The organism is [Acidovorax] ebreus TPSY (assembly GCF_000022305.1).
Taxonomy (GTDB): Bacteria; Pseudomonadota; Gammaproteobacteria; order Burkholderiales; family Burkholderiaceae_C; genus Diaphorobacter; species Diaphorobacter nitroreducens.
In genome coordinates, this window is sequence record NC_011992.1 from 2,287,028 (window position 1) to 2,303,594 (window position 16,567).

Sequence of the window (16,567 nt, forward strand, 5' to 3'; positions counted from 1 at the left end):
TCATTTTCTCCATGTTGTTCAGCAGCAGCCACGCGGGCCGGAGCAGCAACCGCCCGTCGTCGGTTTGGCGGCGTCTGCCGGTTGATCAATGCCGATCCAGAGGGCCAATTCAGCCCGCTTTGGATAACGCCCCGCGAGGGCCACTTCACCATCGACCAGGATCAGTGGCAGCGCATCCTGACCGGAGCGCTGCAAAAATCCTTTTACGGTCGCATTGTCGGCAAACATCTGTGGCTGCTGCGCCAGGTTGTAGCGCTCGATGTGCGCGCCGTTCTGCTTCGCCCAATCGACATCAGCGGCAAAAGTCACCAAGGCTTGGTCAACATCCACGCCGCAGACGCCGGTGCTGCAACACAGCGATGGGTCAAACACTTCGATCTTCTTCATTTAAAATTTCCATCAAGTATTCAAATATCAGTCAAAAAACTACGCCGAAAGCGCCCCAATCCGATCCAGTTCCGCCTTCAAGCGTGTCCGGTCGTGCGCAAGTTGCGCCAACGGCAGCGCGAGGAAGGCTTCGATGCGACGCCGCAAGATACGGTAGGCCGTCGTGAACGCGGCTTCGATTTCCGCTTCGGTCCCTGTGGCATGAGCGGGATCGTCAACACCCCAATGCGCACGCAGTACCGGACCAAGATAAGCCGGGCAGGTTTCCCCGGCGGCATTTGCGCACACAGTGATGACCACATCCGGGGCCAGCGGCAGGTTGTCCCATGATTTGCTGTGCAGTCCGCCCGTGTCGATACCTTCATGTGTCAGGAGCGCCAGGGAACGCGGATGGACCGTCCCGGTCGGCTGACTTCCCGCACTCATCGCTTTCCAGCCTGTCGGAGCCAAGTGGTTGAAGGTCGCTTCCGCCAGGATGGAACGGCAGGAGTTACCGGTACAAAGAAACAGAATATTCATGTTGTCGCTTTCGTTGGAGTGGGTGACAGGGGCGGCAAGAGTTCCTCGGAATACTTCGAGGCGGTACGCAGTTCAAGGCATTGATCGGGGCTACCCGAACAGCATTCTTCGGTGAGGTACGCGATCAAATCCAACATTAACGGGATGTCCGCTCGGTAACGTTGGAAGCGACCCTCCTGCTCAACCGTCACCAAGCGAGCTTGTGACAGCGCCTTGAGGTGAAAGGAGAGGTTGGCCGGCGGTATGTCCAGCGCGTTAGCAATCTCGCCTGCCACCATGCCGTCCGGCCCCTTCTTGACCAACAGCCTGAACACATCCAAGCGCAGGCCCGAGGAGAGGGATTCGAAGATCGATGTTGCGGCTTGTTTTTTCACGTTCAAATAATACTACAACTATCAAAACGATGCAATCATGTCGTCGTGTCCGATTAGGCTATACCCTAACCTGATTGTCATTTTCAGAAGACGACTGCACCAATTGACGGGGCGTAACGCCAGATGTGCAGGCGACTCCTGACAACGCAATATCAGAAGTCATCTGCACCAATCTCGACTATGCTCAATACTCGTGTGCACCAAAGCGAGGTGTGAGCATGGCGTCAGACACATCATTGATTGCCGAGCAAGGCGTGGCCACCCTGCCCGATGCGGCTTGGGCGCAGGCCCGGCAACGGGCGGAAATCATCGGGCCGCTGGCAGCGCTTGATGTGGTCGGGCATGAAGCCGCCGATGCCGCTGCTCACGCGCTTGGCCTGTCCAGGCGGCAGGTGTATGTCCTAATCCGCCGTGCCCGGCAAGGTGCTGGGCTTGTGACGGACCTGGCTCGCAGCCGATCCGGCGGCGGAAAAGGCAAGGGACGCTTGCCGGAATCAGTTGAGCGCATCATCCGCGAGTTGCTGCAAAAGCGCTTCCTGACCAAGCAGAAGCGTAGCCTGGCAGCGTTCCACCGCGAGGTCGCGCAGGCTTGCAAAGCGCAAAAGCTGCGGGCGCCGGCGCGCAACACCGTGGCTCTGCGGATCGCCGGCCTCGATCCGCTCAAGGCCACTCGCCGCCGGGAAGGTCAGGATGCGTCCCGCAGCCTGCAAGGTGTCGGTGGTGAGCCTCCCGCCGTGACCGCGCCACTGGAACAAGTGCAGATTGATCACACGGTCATCGACCTGATCGTGGTGGACGAGCGCGACCGGCAACCGATTGGCCGTCCGTATCTGACCATCGCCATCGACGTGTTTACCCGCGCCAGAACGGCTTGGCCGTCGCGCTGCGCGAGTTGGGCCGCATCGAGCGCACGCTGTTCATCCTCGACTGGCTGCAAAGCGTCGAGCTACGCCGCCGCGTGCATGCCGGGCTGAACAAGGGCGAGGCGCGCAATGCGCTGGCCCGTGCCGTGTTCTTCAACCGCCTTGGTGAAATCCGTGACCGCAGTTTCGAGCAGCAGCGCTACCGGGCCAGCGGCCTCAACCTGGTGACGGCGGCCATCGTGCTGTGGAACACGGTCTACCTGGAGCGTGCGGCGCATGCGTTGCGCGGCAATGGTCATGCCGTCGATGACTCGCTATTGCAGTACCTGTCGCCACTCGGCTGGGAGCACATCAACCTGACCGGTGATTACCTATGGCGCAGCAGCGCCAAGATCGGCGCGGGGAAGTTCAGGCCGCTACGGCCTCTGCAACCGGCTTAGCGTGCTTTATTTTCCGTTTTCTGAGACGACCCCCGATGGCACGAAGCGCCATTCACGAGCTCGTCAAAGGGGTGATGCATGCTGCCGCGGCCGCACTGCGGCAACGTGGCTCTGACTTCGACGCGGCCGCATCCCACCTCGCGCAGGCCTCCACGCACTGGATTCGCCACACTGCCGGAAGCCATCTGAGCGAGAAAGTCGACCTGAAAGTGGTTCGCGACAACCTGGGCCATGCCAACATCAGCACGACCAGCATCTATCTGCACACCGAGGACGATGCTCGTCATGATGCGACGGCGGCCGGGCATCGGGTCGGTTGGCGTTCGCCATGAACGCAAGCCCTCGTGACTTCCGGGCATTCCTCACACATTTGAGTCGCTGTCCGGCGAACTGTGTAGAACACACCCATCCCATGGACCTCCATCAGACCGCGCATCGGACTCGCGGAGCGGTAGGCCCTCCATCTATTTGAAGCGGACCCGCGGGTTCTGACGCGCAGTCTCATCGCACTATTCTCGTTTACGCTTGCGCGTGGATTGGCAGTCAAGCAACGCTAAGCGAACGACTTGCTCTGTAGCACTCGCTACCAATTCAGGTGCCCTCGACATTGCGTCGGCCATCGTACCGGGCCCGTCGACAATACTGAAGTAGGCGTCGATGCCGATTTCGTGCATTGTGTTTGCTCCATGTCCAACGGACCCAACGATCGCAACGACGGGAATGCCGGCCTGTTTCGCACGGCGCGCCACCTCCGCCGGCAGCTTGCCGAAGGATGTGAGTCCATCGATGCGTCCTTCGGCGGTCAATACGAGATCGGCGCGCTCGAGGAGTGCGTCAAAGTCCAAGAAGCGCGAAAGAATCGCGAATCGGGGACAGAGGCGTGCCCCCAGAAATGCGTGCAGCCCTGCACCCAGACCCCCTGATGCACCTCCCCCTTGCATCGTGCGAACGTCGATCGCGAGATCGCGTCGAATGACTGCTGCAAGGGTCCTGAGACCAGTCTCCAATGCGGCAAGATCTTTGGGCGACGCGCCCTTCTGCGGGCCGAAAACGCGCGAAACTCCGCGTCGTCCCAGCAGCACGTTGTCCCAGTTCACTGCGACGTCGATGCTGACATCGCCGAGGCGTGGGTCGCGCCCGGAGAGGTCAATATGAGCGAGGCCGTCCAATGCTCCGCAGCCTCGTCCGATGGCTCGCCCTCTGCGATCAGAAAGCCTGATGCCTAGCGCTTGGGCAAGACCGGCACCACCGTCGTTTACGCCGCTGTCGCCGCAACCGATGAGCAATCGCTGGGCACCCAGATCCAAGGCTTCGCGCACCAGCTCGCCGACCCCGTAACTGGTGGTCCGAAGAGGATCTCGCTGGCCCACAGGCACGTGCCGCAGACCTGCAGCCGCCGCGATCTCAATCGCCACAGTTCCAACATGGGCTCCGCCGAGCAGACCGAGATGCGCCTGCAGCGGCTGGCCCACAGGACCAGTTACTTGCACCGGATGCAGACAACCACCAGTCAGCTGCGCGAGCGTCTGAGCAAAACCTTCGCCGCCATCTGCCATGGGCGCCCGTAGGATCTCGGCGTCGGGGGCGGCCGCTTTGACTCCACGCGCCATACTCTCGATCAATTCAGCTACGCTCAGGTTCTCCTTGAAGCCGCAGGGTGCAAGCAGGATTCGCGGATGCAGGTTGTTTCGCCTTGCTTCGGCGGTCATGTGTTCACTGCTGGCCAGCAGGCCTGGAGAATGACGCGACGATCAGGCTTATCGCACCTCCCACGATCGCCATGTCAGCAACGTTGAACGCCGGCCAGTGCCATTGACGCAGGTGGAAATCGAGATAGTCAATGACCTGTCCGCGAATAGCCCGATCGAAGGCATTGCCCACCGCGCCGCCGAGAATGAGGCTGTAAGCCAACGCCTCTAGCCGTCGCGCCGGCCTTGCCAGCAGCCAGACGAGCCATATCGCGGCACCAACAGCGACCGCGAGCAGAAGCCATCGTTGCCAACCACCGGCGCGCGCCAGAAAGCTGAATGCCGCCCCGGGGTTCAGGACGTGGACCAAATTGAAAAAGGAGGTCACCTCATGGGACCAACCCAGAGGTGTGGTCATGTCGATGTAGCTCTTGATGGCTTGGTCACTCGCAAACACGACAAATGCCAGGTAGTACCAGTGGGTTGAATGCGTGTAGTGCATCAGTTCTTCTTCATTCGTGCAGGCCAATCACGCTGGGCCGCTCGTTCAAGGGTTGCCGAGCGACCTCCTCCCGCGGTCACCGAGTCGCTCTCGCGCGAGGTACAAGGAGCCAGATCAGGGCGGCCGAGACCTCAACGCATGCCCAGCCCAAGACGAAGCTGGCAACGACATCCGCGGGGAAGTGCGCGCCAAGCGCGATGCGCGACCAACCGACAGCGATCGCGAAAGCCAGAAGCCCGATTCGGCCGGGCCAGGCAGCGACCGGCCAGATCGCCGCGGCCAGAACGGCCACATAGGTGGAATGACCGCTTGGAAAGGAATAGCGACTGTCCGGCATCCCGATGATTCGAAAAACGCCTTCACCCAGGACCACCGCAGGACGCGGAAATGCGAATGCCGCTTTCAGGAGAGCGGCCGAAGACATCGCGAGCACCAGGCCGAAAACAAACCTTCGCAAGGCCAAGTCCGCGGAACGGGTTGCATCTGGCGCTTGGCTTCGGCGCCAGACAAGAAGGACGGCGGCGATCGCCGGAGCACCCCAATAGCTGCCCACCCAGCTCAAACCTTCAGGCAGCCATAGCAGCTGATCGGGGACGGCCTGATTCAAAAACATGAACAGGTTCAGGTTCGCTCCACCCCAGTCGTAGAGCCACTGCTTGAGCCACGCAGCAGAGATCAATGTCGCGTGCACTCGGATCAGGCCTTCTGGGTCTTGAGCAGCCTCAGGCCATTGAAAACCACCAGCAAGCTCGCCCCCATGTCCGCGAACACAGCCATCCACATGGTGGCATGCCCCGTGAACGTCAACGCGAGGAACACCGCCTTGATACCCAGGGCCAAGACGATGTTCTGCGTGAGGATTGCCGCGGTGCTGCGCGACAGGCGGATGAACGTCGGAATCTTGCGCAGGTCATCGTCCATCAGCGCGACGTCGGCCGTTTCGATGGCGGTGTCGGTGCCGGCCGCGCCCATGGCAAAGCCAATGTCGGCTCGGGCGAGTGCCGGCGAATCGTTGATGCCGTCTCCCACCATGCCGACTTGACCTTCACCGCCGACCAGTCCCTCGATGGTCTTGAGCTTGTCCTCGGGCAACTGGTCGCCACGGGCTTCAGAGATTCCGATCTGGGCGGCGATGGCTGCGGCCGTGTGCTGGTTGTCCCCTGTCAGCATCAGCGTGCGGACGCCCAGTGCCTGCAGGTCGGCCACCGCCGCACGGCTGCTTTCCTTCACAGTGTCGGCCACTGCGAAAATGCCGAGCACGGTCGCATCGTCCATGAGCAGGATCGCTGTCTTGCCTTGGCGCTCCAGGGTCTCCAGCCGAGCCTGGAGCGCCGCTTCGCTCAGGCCCAGCTCCTGGGCGAGTCTGTGGTTGCCCATGTGCAGCATGCGCCCGGCGATGCGGCCGCGCACGCCTCGGCCTGGCACCGCCGCGAAGTCGCCGACCTCGTGCAGCGCAATGCCGTCCCGGCTTGCCTTGCGGGCGATGGCCTTGGACACCGGATGGTCCGAGCGCGCGGCAAGACTTGCCGCCCAGGCAGCAACTTCCTGCGCCTCACCGATCAGGGGCACGAAGTCGGTCTGCTCGGGCTTGCCGTGCGTGAGCGTGCCGGTCTTGTCCAATGCGAGTGCCTTGAGCTTGCGCCCGCCCTCCAGGTAGACGCCCCCCTTGATCAGGATGCCGCGCCGGGCGGCGGCGGCCAGGCCGCTGACGATGGTGACAGGCGTGGAGATGACCAGAGCGCAGGGGCAAGCGATCACCAGCAGCACGAGCGCCTTGTAGACCCAGTCGAACCAGGCGCCGCCGAAGGCGAGCGGTGGAACGACGGCGACCAGTACGGCCACCGCGAACACGGCCGGCGTGTAGACGCGGGCGAACTGGTCGACGAAGCGCTGCGTGGGCGCGCGGCTGCCCTGCGCGGATTCCACCGCATGGATGATGCGCGCGAGCGTTGAATCGCCGGCGCCTGCGGTAACCTTGTACTCGAAAGAGCCGGTCTCGTTGATGGTTCCCGCGAACACCTGGTCACCCTCGGTTTTCTCGACGGGCAGGCTCTCGCCAGTGATGGGCGCCTGGTTGATGGCGGATCGACCCGCGGTGATCTGGCCGTCCAGTGCGATGCGTTCACCAGGTCGCACGCGGACCACCGCACCCTGCATGACCTCCTTGGCCGGCGTTTCGATCCACGAGCCGTCAGCCTGCCGCACGGTCGCGGTCTCGGGGGCCAGGTCCATCAACCCGCGAATGGCATTGCGGGCGCGGTCCAGCGACTTCGCCTCGATCACCTCCGCCAATGCGAACAGGAACATGACCATGGCGGCCTCCGGCCAGTGGCCGATCGCCATGCCGCCCGTGACCGCGATGGACATCAGGGCGTTCATGTTCAGGTTGCGGTTCTTCAGCGCGATCCAGCCCTTCTTGTAGGTGCTGAGGCCGCCCGTGAAGATCGACACCAGTGCCAAGGCGATCACGGCCCAGTGGTTGCCGTCGTTGACCCAGTACACGCCTTCAGCCGCCACCGCCGCAACGCCCGAAACCGCCATTGGCCACCAGTTGGTCTTCTGCGCGGGCGCCTGGGGGTCGTGCGGTTCGTCGGTTGTCTGCACCTTCGTTTCCATGCCCAGCGATTCGATAGCCTCGACCGCGGGCTTGATTGCGTCAGGCGTGTGCCGGACGGTGAGCGTGCGCTGCATCAGATTGAAATCCATGCCCTGCACGCCCGGCATGCTTTGCAGCTTGCCGCGGATCAGGCCCTCTTCAGTCGGGCAGTCCATCTTGGCAATGTGCAGCACGGTGGTGACCGCCTGGAGGTCTTGCCGCGAGGCGCGCATCCCGATGGAAGCCAGCGCCTTCTCGATCGGCGCCGTGGAGGCCAGCGTGTGCTGGACACCCAGCACGCGTTGCATCAGATTGAAGTCCAGTGCGGTCACGCCCGGCTCCTTGCCCAGTCGGTTGCGGATCAGCGCTTCTTCCGTCGGGCAATCCATGTTCTCGATCCGGTACGTCACGCGCTCGCCGGCCGGCGGAGTGGAGACCGGGGGCGCCGGCTGGTCTTGCAAGACCGCCGGTTCAACCGCAGCCGCAGGGGCAGCGGTAGCGGGCCCTGTTTGGCTTGCCGTCTGCTCCTTGGCGCGCATGCCGATCGAAGCCAGCACCTGCTCCATCTGCTCTCGCGCTTGAGCGAGGTGCTTTACTGACAGGGTGCGCTCGGCGAGGTCGAAGTCGAGGTCCTGGATTCCCTCGACTGTCCCGAGGTGCGAACGAATGAGTTTCTCCTCGCTCGGGCAGTCCATGTTCTCGATGCGATAGGTCGTCAGCACGGCGGCATCACGCAGAGCTTGAGCCTTCATGCCGACCGAGTTCAACGCTTGCTCCAAGGCATCGGCCGAGACCTCGCGGTGCGAGACGGTCAGCAGACGCTTTGGAAGATCGAATTGCAGACGCTCGATACCGGGCGTGCCCTCGAGCGTTCGCCGCACCAGCGCTTCCTCATTGCGGCAATCCATGTTACTCACGTGGAAAACAGTGGTCTCGGTGTTGGCCTGCTCTGTGGCGCAGCCCGTCTTTTGGCCATTGCCGCCAGAGCAGCCGCATGCGTTGGAAGGTTCTTTGTTCATAGATCGCGCTTCATTGACAGGGCTTTCCCCCGGATGCCATCATTGGACAACCTCTAGTAGGTATAGAGTCAAGCTTTTCCGGAGGAGCAACCATGATGCGGATCGGTGAATTGGGCGAAAAGGCGGATTGCCCGGTGCAGACCGTGCGCTTCTACGAGTCGGAAGGCCTGTTGCCCGAGCCTGCACGCAGCGTGGGCAACTTCAGGCTCTACGATGAAGTTCATTTGCAGCGCCTGCTGTTCATCCGCCGCTGCCGGGCCAAGGACATGACGCTGGATGAGATTCGACAGCTGCTGAACTTCCGGGACCGGCCGGAGCTGGACTGCGGCGAGGTGAATGCGTTGGTCGATTCCCACATCGCCCAGGTCCGGGCCAAGATGAAGGAATTGCGCGAGCTCGAGCGCGAGCTGATGGATCTGCGGCGCTCCTGCGACAGCGCCCGAACCTCCCGCGAGTGCGGCATTCTCAACAGCTTGGCCGAGCCCGCCTGAAGCTCGAGCGGGTCATCGGCGCTGGAAAGTGATCGGGTCGAGCTCCGGAGGCCACGTGCCGCGCTCCATCACGCCATAGCGCCCGGTTCCGACGTTTTGAGGCGGGGTACTGCCGAGGGAGTGGCCCAGTGGAGCCAGAGCGAGCCGCACGACCTGCGCCGCAACGTTGCTCATCCTCCAAGCCAGCGCGGCAGCCACCGTGAGTGGCACCGTCGGAAAATAGGGCCAGCCGGCAGCAAGCCCGCCGAAGAGCACTGCGGCGGTGGTGCCAAAGATCAGCGGGTAACGGAAACAACTCATGGCTGAAAACGAGAACGACGACCTCGACCGCCTGGATGCAAGCAATGAAGCGGATCGCAAGATCTTGCGGGCCGTGTTGCTGATCAACCTGGGTCAGTCCGCCGCGGGCATCGGCTTCGGCATGTGGGCCGCCTCGACCGCGCTGATGGGGGCCGGGCTGGACAACCTTGCCGACGCTTCGGTCTATGCGGTCAGCCTGTACGCGGTCGGCCGCGCGGCAATGGTCAAGGTGAGGGCGGCGCGGCTGTCGGGCTTTTTGCTCATCGGCCTGGCCGCACTGCTGCTGTTGGACGTCCTGCGCCGCTTCGCTGGAGGGGAAGAGCCTGTCGGCCCAGCCATGATGGCGATGGCCGCGCTGAACGCGGCCTTGAACCTGGTGTGCCTCAGACTGCTGCGCCGCCATCGCGGCGAGGATGTGAACTTCCAAGCGTCGGCAATCTTCACCAACAACGACTCCATCGTCAATGGCGCGATTGTGCTGTCCGGAGTGCTGGTCATGTGGCTCGGATCGAACATCCCGGACCTGGTGCTGGGCGTCATCGTTGCCGGGATCGCTGCGAACGGCGGCCGGGAAATCTTGCGCGAGGCATCGCAAACGGCTCGGCGCAGTGCCAGCGCATGAGGTCAGCCGTCGCCCTGCGCCACCCGAAGGTCACGCCGGCTGCAACCGCCGGCCTCTGTATGCGTTCAACGCGAAACCCGACACTGCGATCAGCAGAACGACGAGCTGCGCCACCACGGTCTCGGTCGACGGGTACATGCCCAGCAATTCGATCCGGGGCGCCATGATCGGACTGGCGCCCAGCCAGCCAGCTTCCTGCAGCCCCGCGACGCCCTTACCGGCCAGGACCACGGCGAGCACAGCGACCAGGATCGAGCTGATGCTGAAGAACTTCCCGATCGGCATCCGGGCGCTTGTTCTCAGCATCACCCAGGCGAGGACCGCCAGGAGCGCGACGCCCAGGCCGAGACCGCCCAACAGCGCATCGCCATTTCCATCGGCCGACAGCGCCGAGTAGAAGAGCACCGTCTCGAAGACCTCGCGGTAGACCGCAATGAACGAAAGGCCGAAAAGGGCCCACGCCGAGCGCTTCGACATGGCCGAGGACAGCTTGTCCTTGAGGTAGGCCTGCCAACGGCCGGCGGTGCTCTTCTGGTGCATCCACAAGCCCACGCTCAGCAACACGAGTGCAGCGAAGAGCGACGAGAGCCCTTCGGTCACCTCACGGCTCGCCCCACTGATGTTCACGAAATAGGTGGCCACGGTCCAGGTCAGCCCGCCGGCGGCCAGGGCCACGATCCAGCCGCCGTGCACGTAGCGCAAGACGTCCGGCCGATCGGCCTTTTTCAGGAAGGCCACCATGCCGACGACGATCAGCAGCGCCTCAAGCCCTTCCCTCAGCAGGATCGTCAGCGAGCCCAGGAAGGTGGTGAGCGGTGCCGCCGATTCGCCACCGAGTTCCTTTTCCACCTCGGCAAAGAGATAGTCCAGCTTCTGAGCTGCGGTTTCGGCTTGGGCCAGCGTGCCGTTGGAGATCGCCGAGCGATAGGCCAGCATGCCGTTCTCCACCTCTGTCAGGAGCGCCTTGTTGCGCGCGCCAAGCGAGGGCTCCAGCGGCTCAAAGCCATCAAGATAGGCGGAGAGCGCCAGCCGTGTGGCCGCCGGCTTGTCGCCTTTGCGAATTGCGGCCAGGCTCTCGTCAAGGCGCGTGCGGGAAAGGGTCAACCCACCGGCGTTTCCCGCCGCGGACGCCGCCCCAGGTTGGCTTCGCAGGAAGGCCGTCAGATCACGGGCCGCATCGGGGCCGATTCGGCCAGCCGCTGCAGCCTCGGTGACCGTGGTCACCGCGGCCAGGTCGGCAAATTCCTTGCGAGCCGAGGCATCACGTTTCCACAGCTGCTCGCCTCGTTCGCGCATGCCGACGTCATGTGAAAGCGTGCCGGCAAAGAACGCGAGCGCCCAGCGGTCTTCATCGGGCAGCCCAGCAAAACTTGGCATCGCCGTGCCGGCAACACCCTGGGAGACGACTTGATAGAGCGCCATGAGGCTTCGCGAGCGGGCACGTTCCCGGTCCGTGAAGGCGATGGGCGGTGGCTCCATTTTGGCTGCGAGCGGTCCGTCGCCTGCGCCGGCCGTGCCGTGACAGGATGCGCACTGGGCTTGGAAGAGCGCCGCGCCTCGCTTGAGGTCTGGCAAGGACTTCGGTGCCACGGGAATGGGGTAGGCGGCCACCAGCAGCGCTTCCGCTTCATGGGCCAGCCGCGCGACCTCTGTGCCATCTGCCTTGCTGGAGACGGCCGCCTGCAGTTTGGTGGCAGCTGCGACTACCGTGTCCTTGGAGGCATGCGCAGGAAGGCTGCGCGCCTGGGTCACCGCATTCGCGGTGAAATCTCGCATTTCCGCATATTCCGACTCACTGATGACGGCGCCCTTGTCGACCGCGCCACCGTAGTCCACGGCGACATAGTCCAGGAGCTGCCATAGCTGGCGCGGTCCTTCCTCGGTTCCAGCAGGGGGGGTCTGCGCGGTGGCAGAGCCCAAAAAACACAGTCCAATCCACAGAATCAATAGCAAGCGCTTCATTCTTCAGTCCGCCACAAATAAGAACGATAACCATTTTCGCTCATCGGGCCATGATTCGGGCCGCGTGCTGGGAGTGCCCACTTTCCGTTCGGCGAGCAGGTCTTCGATCGGCTAGGCTGCGTGTTCAGGTCGAGGCCGACCTGCGGGCTTTGCGCGATCTGACCCTCCTCGAACGTCGACGCTCAAGGATTTGCAGTCGTCCACCGAAATTGGAGAGATCTGCGCTTTTACCGACCCGAGAAGGGCACGCGTTGCCGCCACGTCGATCGCCTGTTCAGCGACGCGATGGACTGGAACCCGATTGGCGACCATCGTTCTGTCAACAACGGCCTCTTCACCATGACGACAGTCTGCTGGCGATTGTTGCCGTCTCTGGATCGCGACGGCTGCAGCGATTCAATCGGCCACATCGCTCGTTCGCAGACGAAGCGAATTGGCAATGACGCTGACCGACGACAGCGCCATTGCAGCCGCGGCGATCATCGGCGACAAGAGAATGCCGAGAAACGGGTAGAGCAAACCGGCAGCCAACGGGATCCCCGCCGCGTTGTAGACGAAGGCAAAGAACAGGTTCGCCCTGATGTTCCTCATCGTCGCCTGCGAGAGCCGGCGAGCGCGCACGATGCCCATGAGGTCGCCGTGCAAGAGCGTCACGCCCGCGCTTTCCATGGCCACATCCGTGCCTGTCCCCATCGCGATACCGACGTCCGCCGCAGCCAATGCAGGCGCGTCATTGACGCCGTCGCCTGCCATGGCCACGACGCGGCCTTCTGCCTTCAGCCGCTGAACCACGGCCGCCTTGTCCTGCGGCAGAACGTCTGCGATCACATCGTCTATGCCGAGTTGTCGGCCCACGGCCTGTGCGGTGGTCTTGCCATCGCCAGTGAGCATGACGACACGAATACCTTCGCTGCGCAGCACCGAAATCGCCTCCTGCGTGTTCATCTTGATCGGGTCAGCAACGCCGACAAAACCCGCCACTTGATCGTCGAAGCCCACGAAGATGACCGTCACAGCCTGGGCGCGAAAGCCCTCCGCCACCGCATTCACGGCGTCAACATTTATGCCGCTTTCCTTCAGGAACTTTGCGCTTCCTGAAACCACCCGCGTACCGTCGACGCTCCCCACCACGCCCTGACCGACGGGGGAGTCGAAATCGTTGACAGGCGACAGCTGCAATCGGCGCGCCTGGGCGTCGGCCATGATGGCGGCGGCCAGCGGGTGCTCGCTGGCGCGTTCCACGCTGGCGAGCTTCCGGAGCAGGGTGGCGGCATCGAAGCCCGGCGCTGGCTCAATATGCACCACCTTCGGCCGCCCCTCTGTCAAGGTGCCCGTCTTGTCAACCACCAGCGTGTCCACTTTCTCCATGCGCTCCAGTGCCTCGGCATCGCGGATCAGTACGCCATGCTGGGCGCCTTTTCCAACTCCGACCATGATGGACATGGGCGTGGCCAATCCCAAGGCGCAAGGGCAGGCGATGATGAGCACCGACACCGCCGAGATGAGCGCGTACGACAGGGCTGGGCTGGGGCCCCAGACGAGCCAGACAACAAAGGCAATGAGCGCAACGGCAATGACGATCGGAACAAACCAGCCTGCGAACTGGTCGGCCATTCGCTGGATTGGCGCACGACTGCGCTGCGCGGACGCGACCATGCGGACGATCTGCGCGAGCAAGGTGTCCGCTCCCACTTTCTCGGCACGCATGACGAAACCGCCGTTTTGATTCATTGTTCCCGCTGTGACCTTGGAGCCTGGTGCCTTGACGACGGGAATGGGCTCACCGGTGACCATCGACTCGTCGAGCGTCGCCCTGCCTTCCACCACTTCGCCGTCCACGGGAACCTTTTCGCCGGGACGCACCCGCAGCCGCTCCCCCACTCCAACGGTGTCGAGCTCGACTGTCTCATCAGAGCCATCGGCGTTCACGCGCAGAGCCGTTTTCGGTGCCAGGTCGAGCAGCGCGCGTATTGCCCCGGAAGTTTTCTCGCGTGCGCGCAGTTCGAGGACTTGCCCCAGGAGAACCAGGACCGTGATAACTGCAGCGGCTTCGAAGTAGACCGCGACCGCTCCGCCTGCCATGCGCAACTCTGCCGGAAACACCCCTGGCGCCGCCGTGCCAACAACGCTGTAGACCCATGCGACCCCCGTGCCCAGGGCGATGAGACTGAACATGTTGAGGTTGCGGTTCTCCACCGAAGCCCAGCCTCGCACGAAGAACGGCCAGCCGGCCCAGACAACGACCGGAGTGCCGAAAAGCAATTGCAGCCAATTGGATGTTTGCGGGCCTACCAGGCGATGAAGATCGACGAGGTGAGCGCCCATCTCGAGCATTACCACGGGCAAACTGAGCGCCAGGCCCACCCAGAACCTGTGGCTCATGTCCCGCAACTCGGCACTCTCTCCAGTCGCAGCGGTCATGACGACGGGCTCCAGGGCCATGCCGCAGATCGGGCAGATCCCGGGCCCTGTCTGCCGCACCTGCGGGTGCATGGGACATGTGTATCCGGCATCCGCGCCGACGTTCGACTTCGTTGTGCCGGCAACCGCTGCGTGGGGATGTGGCTTCATGACAGGCTCCTTCTTCTTGGAGCAGTTTCAATCCTTCCATCGTGTGAAGGTCAAGCAATCACTCCACCCTTGACCTTGGCACCGTGGCAAGGTTTACGGTATGTGTCATGGCAACAGGACCTGATGGAGGCATTGCAATGGTGCGTGGACTCGGAATTTGCGGGTCTCTGGAAGAGGAGGTGCTGCAGCTCTACAAACGAGCCGTGGCCGAACGGCGATGGGAGATCGCTGAGCCGCTGATGTGCGCGCTGGAACAGTTGGCCCAAGCCAACCCGGACTGTGAAACGGCACTCGAATCGGCATACCTGTGCGTGGACTCGACACGGACACTGCGCGTGACGCCAGCGTCTCGGCAGGAGCTCGATCCACCAGAATTCATTGCCTGCCGCTCCGTGTTGACACGCGCCAGCAAGGCCACCTAAACTACGTACCAAACAACAGACATAGATTTTTTCGTCCATTTGATCGCCTGAACCTTTTACTTCCCCATGCCGACCCACGCATTCACCATACGCAAACTCGCCGACGCGGCAGGCGTTGGTGTGGAGGCGGTGCGCTATTACCAGCGCGGTGGATTGCTGGCCGCACCCGATCGCGTGGACGGCGGCTTCCGGCAGTACTCAGACGACAACGTTCGTCGTTTGCGCTTCATCAAGCGGGCCCAGGCACTGGGATACTCGCTGGAGAATGTCGCCGAACTAATGTCCCTGAGCAGCACGCGTGACCAATTGCGCGTTCGGGAGATCACGCGCGAACGCGTCGCGGAGATCCGGGAGCGCGTGGCCGATCTGCAGTCGATGGCTTCGGCGCTGGAGAGTTTGGTCGATTGTTGCGCCCGGGCATCAGACGGCTCCGCATGCTCGATCATTGCCGCCCTGGCTGGGGATCAGGGCTCCGACCCGGCCCCGGCCGATGCGGGCCTCGCCGGTCGACGCGCTTCCACGCGCGTCCGTGGTCAAGCACGTCGCCGCGCTGGCGAGGTGGTCGCATGACGATGACGCGTGCGTTCAGGCGATTCGTTTGCCGGCTGATGCTCGGCGTGCTGGTCTTCGGCCAGATGGCCATCGCTGCCTATGCCTGCCCCGCACTGTCGGGCGCGCCGCAGTCCCTCCCGACGATGGCGATGAACGCGTCGGGCGCGACGATGCCTGGTGATCAGACAAGTGCTTCGATGGCCGTGTCGCCCGATATGTCCGCGATGTCAGACATGGCGGCCATGACGAACTGCAACCAGGTCGACGACAGCGCCACCAATCTGTGCGCCGAGCACTGCCGTTTCGGCCAGCAAAGTGCCGACCATGCGTCGGCCCCGACTGTTCCGGCAGCGTTGTTGACGACCCTCTACACCCTCCCTGTGCAACCCGAGCCTCTCGGGCATGGTTGGCCTTCGGCCGACTCGAAATTCAAGCGCATCGCGGCCTCTCCACCGCATGCCATCCTGCACTGCTGTTTTCGCATTTGATCTCCTGACTGTTGATTTCCACGCAGAAATGACCCAGTAAGCCCCGGGAGGGACAAGTCGGCCGATTCCGGCCGGCGCAGCCCTGGCGTTGACACTTGAGGGGCAGCGAGGCCGGCGCGATGCTGACATTTGGGGGGCAGCGGCCGATTTCGGCCTGGTCGAGCCGTCCAGGCGGCCGCAAAGGTGGCCTAAGTTCCTGATCGGCATGGACTTATCCACCGAAGTTGTGGATAACCCTGTTAGGAACCCTGCCCCGCTATTGACACTTGAGGGGCGGCCCTACTGACACTTGAGGGGCGCGGTTCTTGACACTTGAGGGGCAGCGTATTGACACATGGGGGGCTTATCCATTGACACTTGAGGGGCGGCCCCTTCGCATTTTTCCTTGGCGTGACAACGACTTACGCGCGTTTTTCGGCCATGCTAACCAGGTTTTTAACCGTTTTTATAACCATTTCTTATAAACCTTGGTATTTAACCTAGAAGCTGGCGAAAAAAACGGCAATACGGCCCAAGCTGTCGCGCAGCATGACCGGCCGCCGAAGGGGGGAAACCCCCCTTCTCGATCCCACCCGGCCGCAAGCGGCCTCCCATCCCCCCAGGGGCTTCGCCCCTCGGCCGCAAGCGGCCTCACCCCACGAATGGAGCGCCTTCGGCGCTGCGACTTAGAAAAGCCAGGCGCAAGCGCCTGGCAAAAAGGCAATAAGTTCGAGAGCTTGCGAGGGGGCAAAGCCCCCTCACACTCCCCAACCAGGTCGCCGCGGTTCGACC

16 protein-coding genes and 2 pseudogenes are annotated in these 16,567 nt (G+C 63.0%); 8 read left to right on the forward strand and 10 right to left on the reverse strand.

Annotation, left to right across the window (positions count from 1 at the left end; genetic code table 11):
* Positions 1-18 precede the first annotated feature (18 nt).
* From arsD to DTPSY_RS10735, 3 genes are read right to left on the reverse strand one after another with little or no spacing between them, the layout of a single operon-like run.
* Complete coding sequence (arsD, locus tag DTPSY_RS10730) at positions 19-387, reverse strand: arsenite efflux transporter metallochaperone ArsD (RefSeq protein WP_015913609.1); 369 nt, start codon at positions 385-387, stop codon at positions 19-21.
* 39 nt (positions 388-426) lie between these two features.
* On the reverse strand, positions 427-906 hold the full coding sequence (locus DTPSY_RS18115; RefSeq protein WP_015913610.1) for an arsenate reductase ArsC: 480 nt from the start codon (positions 904-906) through the stop codon (positions 427-429).
* Entirely contained in the window at positions 903-1,280 is a 378-nt protein-coding gene (locus DTPSY_RS10735; protein ID WP_041839034.1) for an ArsR/SmtB family transcription factor, read from the reverse strand. Before DTPSY_RS10735 ends, DTPSY_RS18115 begins: the two co-directional genes overlap by 4 nt.
* 218 nt (positions 1,281-1,498) lie before the next feature.
* Here DTPSY_RS10735 and DTPSY_RS18835 point away from each other — a divergent pair.
* The 3 genes and pseudogenes from DTPSY_RS18835 to DTPSY_RS10750 form a co-directional block, all read left to right on the forward strand.
* A pseudogene (locus tag DTPSY_RS18835) lies at positions 1,499-2,098 on the forward strand (Mu transposase C-terminal domain-containing protein); the annotation flags it as partial.
* A 35-nt stretch (positions 2,099-2,133) separates the two neighbouring features.
* Positions 2,134-2,583: pseudogene (locus DTPSY_RS10745) on the forward strand (Tn3 family transposase); the annotation flags it as partial.
* A 35-nt stretch (positions 2,584-2,618) separates the two neighbouring features.
* Positions 2,619-2,915, forward strand: coding sequence for a tyrosine-type recombinase/integrase (locus DTPSY_RS10750; protein WP_041838864.1), 297 nt, complete (start codon positions 2,619-2,621; stop codon positions 2,913-2,915).
* Positions 2,916-3,092: 177 nt separating this feature from the next.
* Here DTPSY_RS10750 and DTPSY_RS10755 read toward each other — a convergent pair whose 3' ends face one another.
* The 4 genes from DTPSY_RS10755 to DTPSY_RS10770 form a co-directional block, all read right to left on the reverse strand.
* Positions 3,093-4,292, reverse strand: coding sequence for a glycerate kinase (locus tag DTPSY_RS10755; RefSeq protein WP_015913611.1), 1,200 nt, complete (start codon positions 4,290-4,292; stop codon positions 3,093-3,095).
* Positions 4,293-4,296: 4 nt separating this feature from the next.
* A complete protein-coding gene (lspA, locus tag DTPSY_RS10760; protein ID WP_041838865.1) occupies positions 4,297-4,773 on the reverse strand; it encodes a signal peptidase II in 477 nt (158 codons plus the stop codon).
* A 76-nt stretch (positions 4,774-4,849) separates the two neighbouring features.
* Positions 4,850-5,464, reverse strand: coding sequence for a phosphatase PAP2 family protein (locus DTPSY_RS10765; RefSeq protein ID WP_049760605.1), 615 nt, complete (start codon positions 5,462-5,464; stop codon positions 4,850-4,852).
* A 5-nt stretch (positions 5,465-5,469) separates the two neighbouring features.
* Positions 5,470-8,388: a heavy metal translocating P-type ATPase gene (locus DTPSY_RS10770; RefSeq protein ID WP_015913614.1), complete on the reverse strand. Its 2,919-nt coding sequence runs from the start codon at positions 8,386-8,388 to the stop codon at positions 5,470-5,472.
* Between the two features lie 92 nt (positions 8,389-8,480).
* On the opposite strand from DTPSY_RS10770, the gene cadR reads away from it, so the two are divergent.
* Entirely contained in the window at positions 8,481-8,879 is a 399-nt protein-coding gene (gene cadR, locus DTPSY_RS10775; protein WP_015913615.1) for a Cd(II)/Pb(II)-responsive transcriptional regulator, read from the forward strand.
* Positions 8,880-8,891: 12 nt separating this feature from the next.
* Here the strand turns inward: cadR and DTPSY_RS18675 are convergent, their stop codons facing one another.
* A complete protein-coding gene (locus tag DTPSY_RS18675; RefSeq protein WP_041838866.1) occupies positions 8,892-9,179 on the reverse strand; it encodes a DUF3703 domain-containing protein in 288 nt (95 codons plus the stop codon).
* Here DTPSY_RS18675 and DTPSY_RS10785 point away from each other — a divergent pair.
* Complete coding sequence (locus DTPSY_RS10785; protein ID WP_015913616.1) at positions 9,178-9,801, forward strand: cation efflux transmembrane domain-containing protein; 624 nt, start codon at positions 9,178-9,180, stop codon at positions 9,799-9,801. The genes DTPSY_RS18675 and DTPSY_RS10785 overlap by 2 nt on opposite strands.
* 30 nt (positions 9,802-9,831) lie before the next feature.
* On the opposite strand, the gene DTPSY_RS10790 is transcribed toward DTPSY_RS10785, so the two are convergent.
* Both DTPSY_RS10790 and DTPSY_RS10795 read right to left on the reverse strand, forming a co-directional pair.
* Positions 9,832-11,763 carry a cytochrome c/FTR1 family iron permease gene (locus DTPSY_RS10790; RefSeq protein WP_015913617.1) on the reverse strand — a complete coding sequence of 644 codons (1,932 nt, stop codon included), beginning with the start codon at positions 11,761-11,763 and terminating at the stop codon, positions 9,832-9,834.
* Positions 11,764-12,159: 396 nt separating this feature from the next.
* Positions 12,160-14,334 (reverse strand): copper-transporting P-type ATPase, encoded by a 2,175-nt coding sequence (locus DTPSY_RS10795; RefSeq protein WP_015913618.1) that lies wholly within the window; start codon positions 14,332-14,334, stop codon positions 12,160-12,162.
* A 137-nt stretch (positions 14,335-14,471) separates the two neighbouring features.
* Here DTPSY_RS10795 and DTPSY_RS10800 point away from each other — a divergent pair, with 137 nt between their 5' ends.
* The 3 genes from DTPSY_RS10800 (at position 14,472) to DTPSY_RS10810 (ending at position 15,796) form a co-directional block, all read left to right on the forward strand.
* Positions 14,472-14,756, forward strand: a complete 285-nt coding sequence (locus tag DTPSY_RS10800; RefSeq protein WP_015913619.1) for a hypothetical protein — start codon at positions 14,472-14,474, stop codon at positions 14,754-14,756.
* Between the two features lie 66 nt (positions 14,757-14,822).
* Positions 14,823-15,326: a MerR family transcriptional regulator gene (locus DTPSY_RS10805; protein WP_015913620.1), complete on the forward strand. Its 504-nt coding sequence runs from the start codon at positions 14,823-14,825 to the stop codon at positions 15,324-15,326.
* The gene (locus DTPSY_RS10810) at positions 15,323-15,796 is read left to right on the forward strand and encodes a hypothetical protein (protein WP_015913621.1); all 474 of its coding nucleotides are present in this window, start codon (positions 15,323-15,325) and stop codon (positions 15,794-15,796) included. Before DTPSY_RS10805 ends, DTPSY_RS10810 begins: the two co-directional genes overlap by 4 nt.
* Positions 15,797-16,567: the final 771 nt, after the last annotated feature.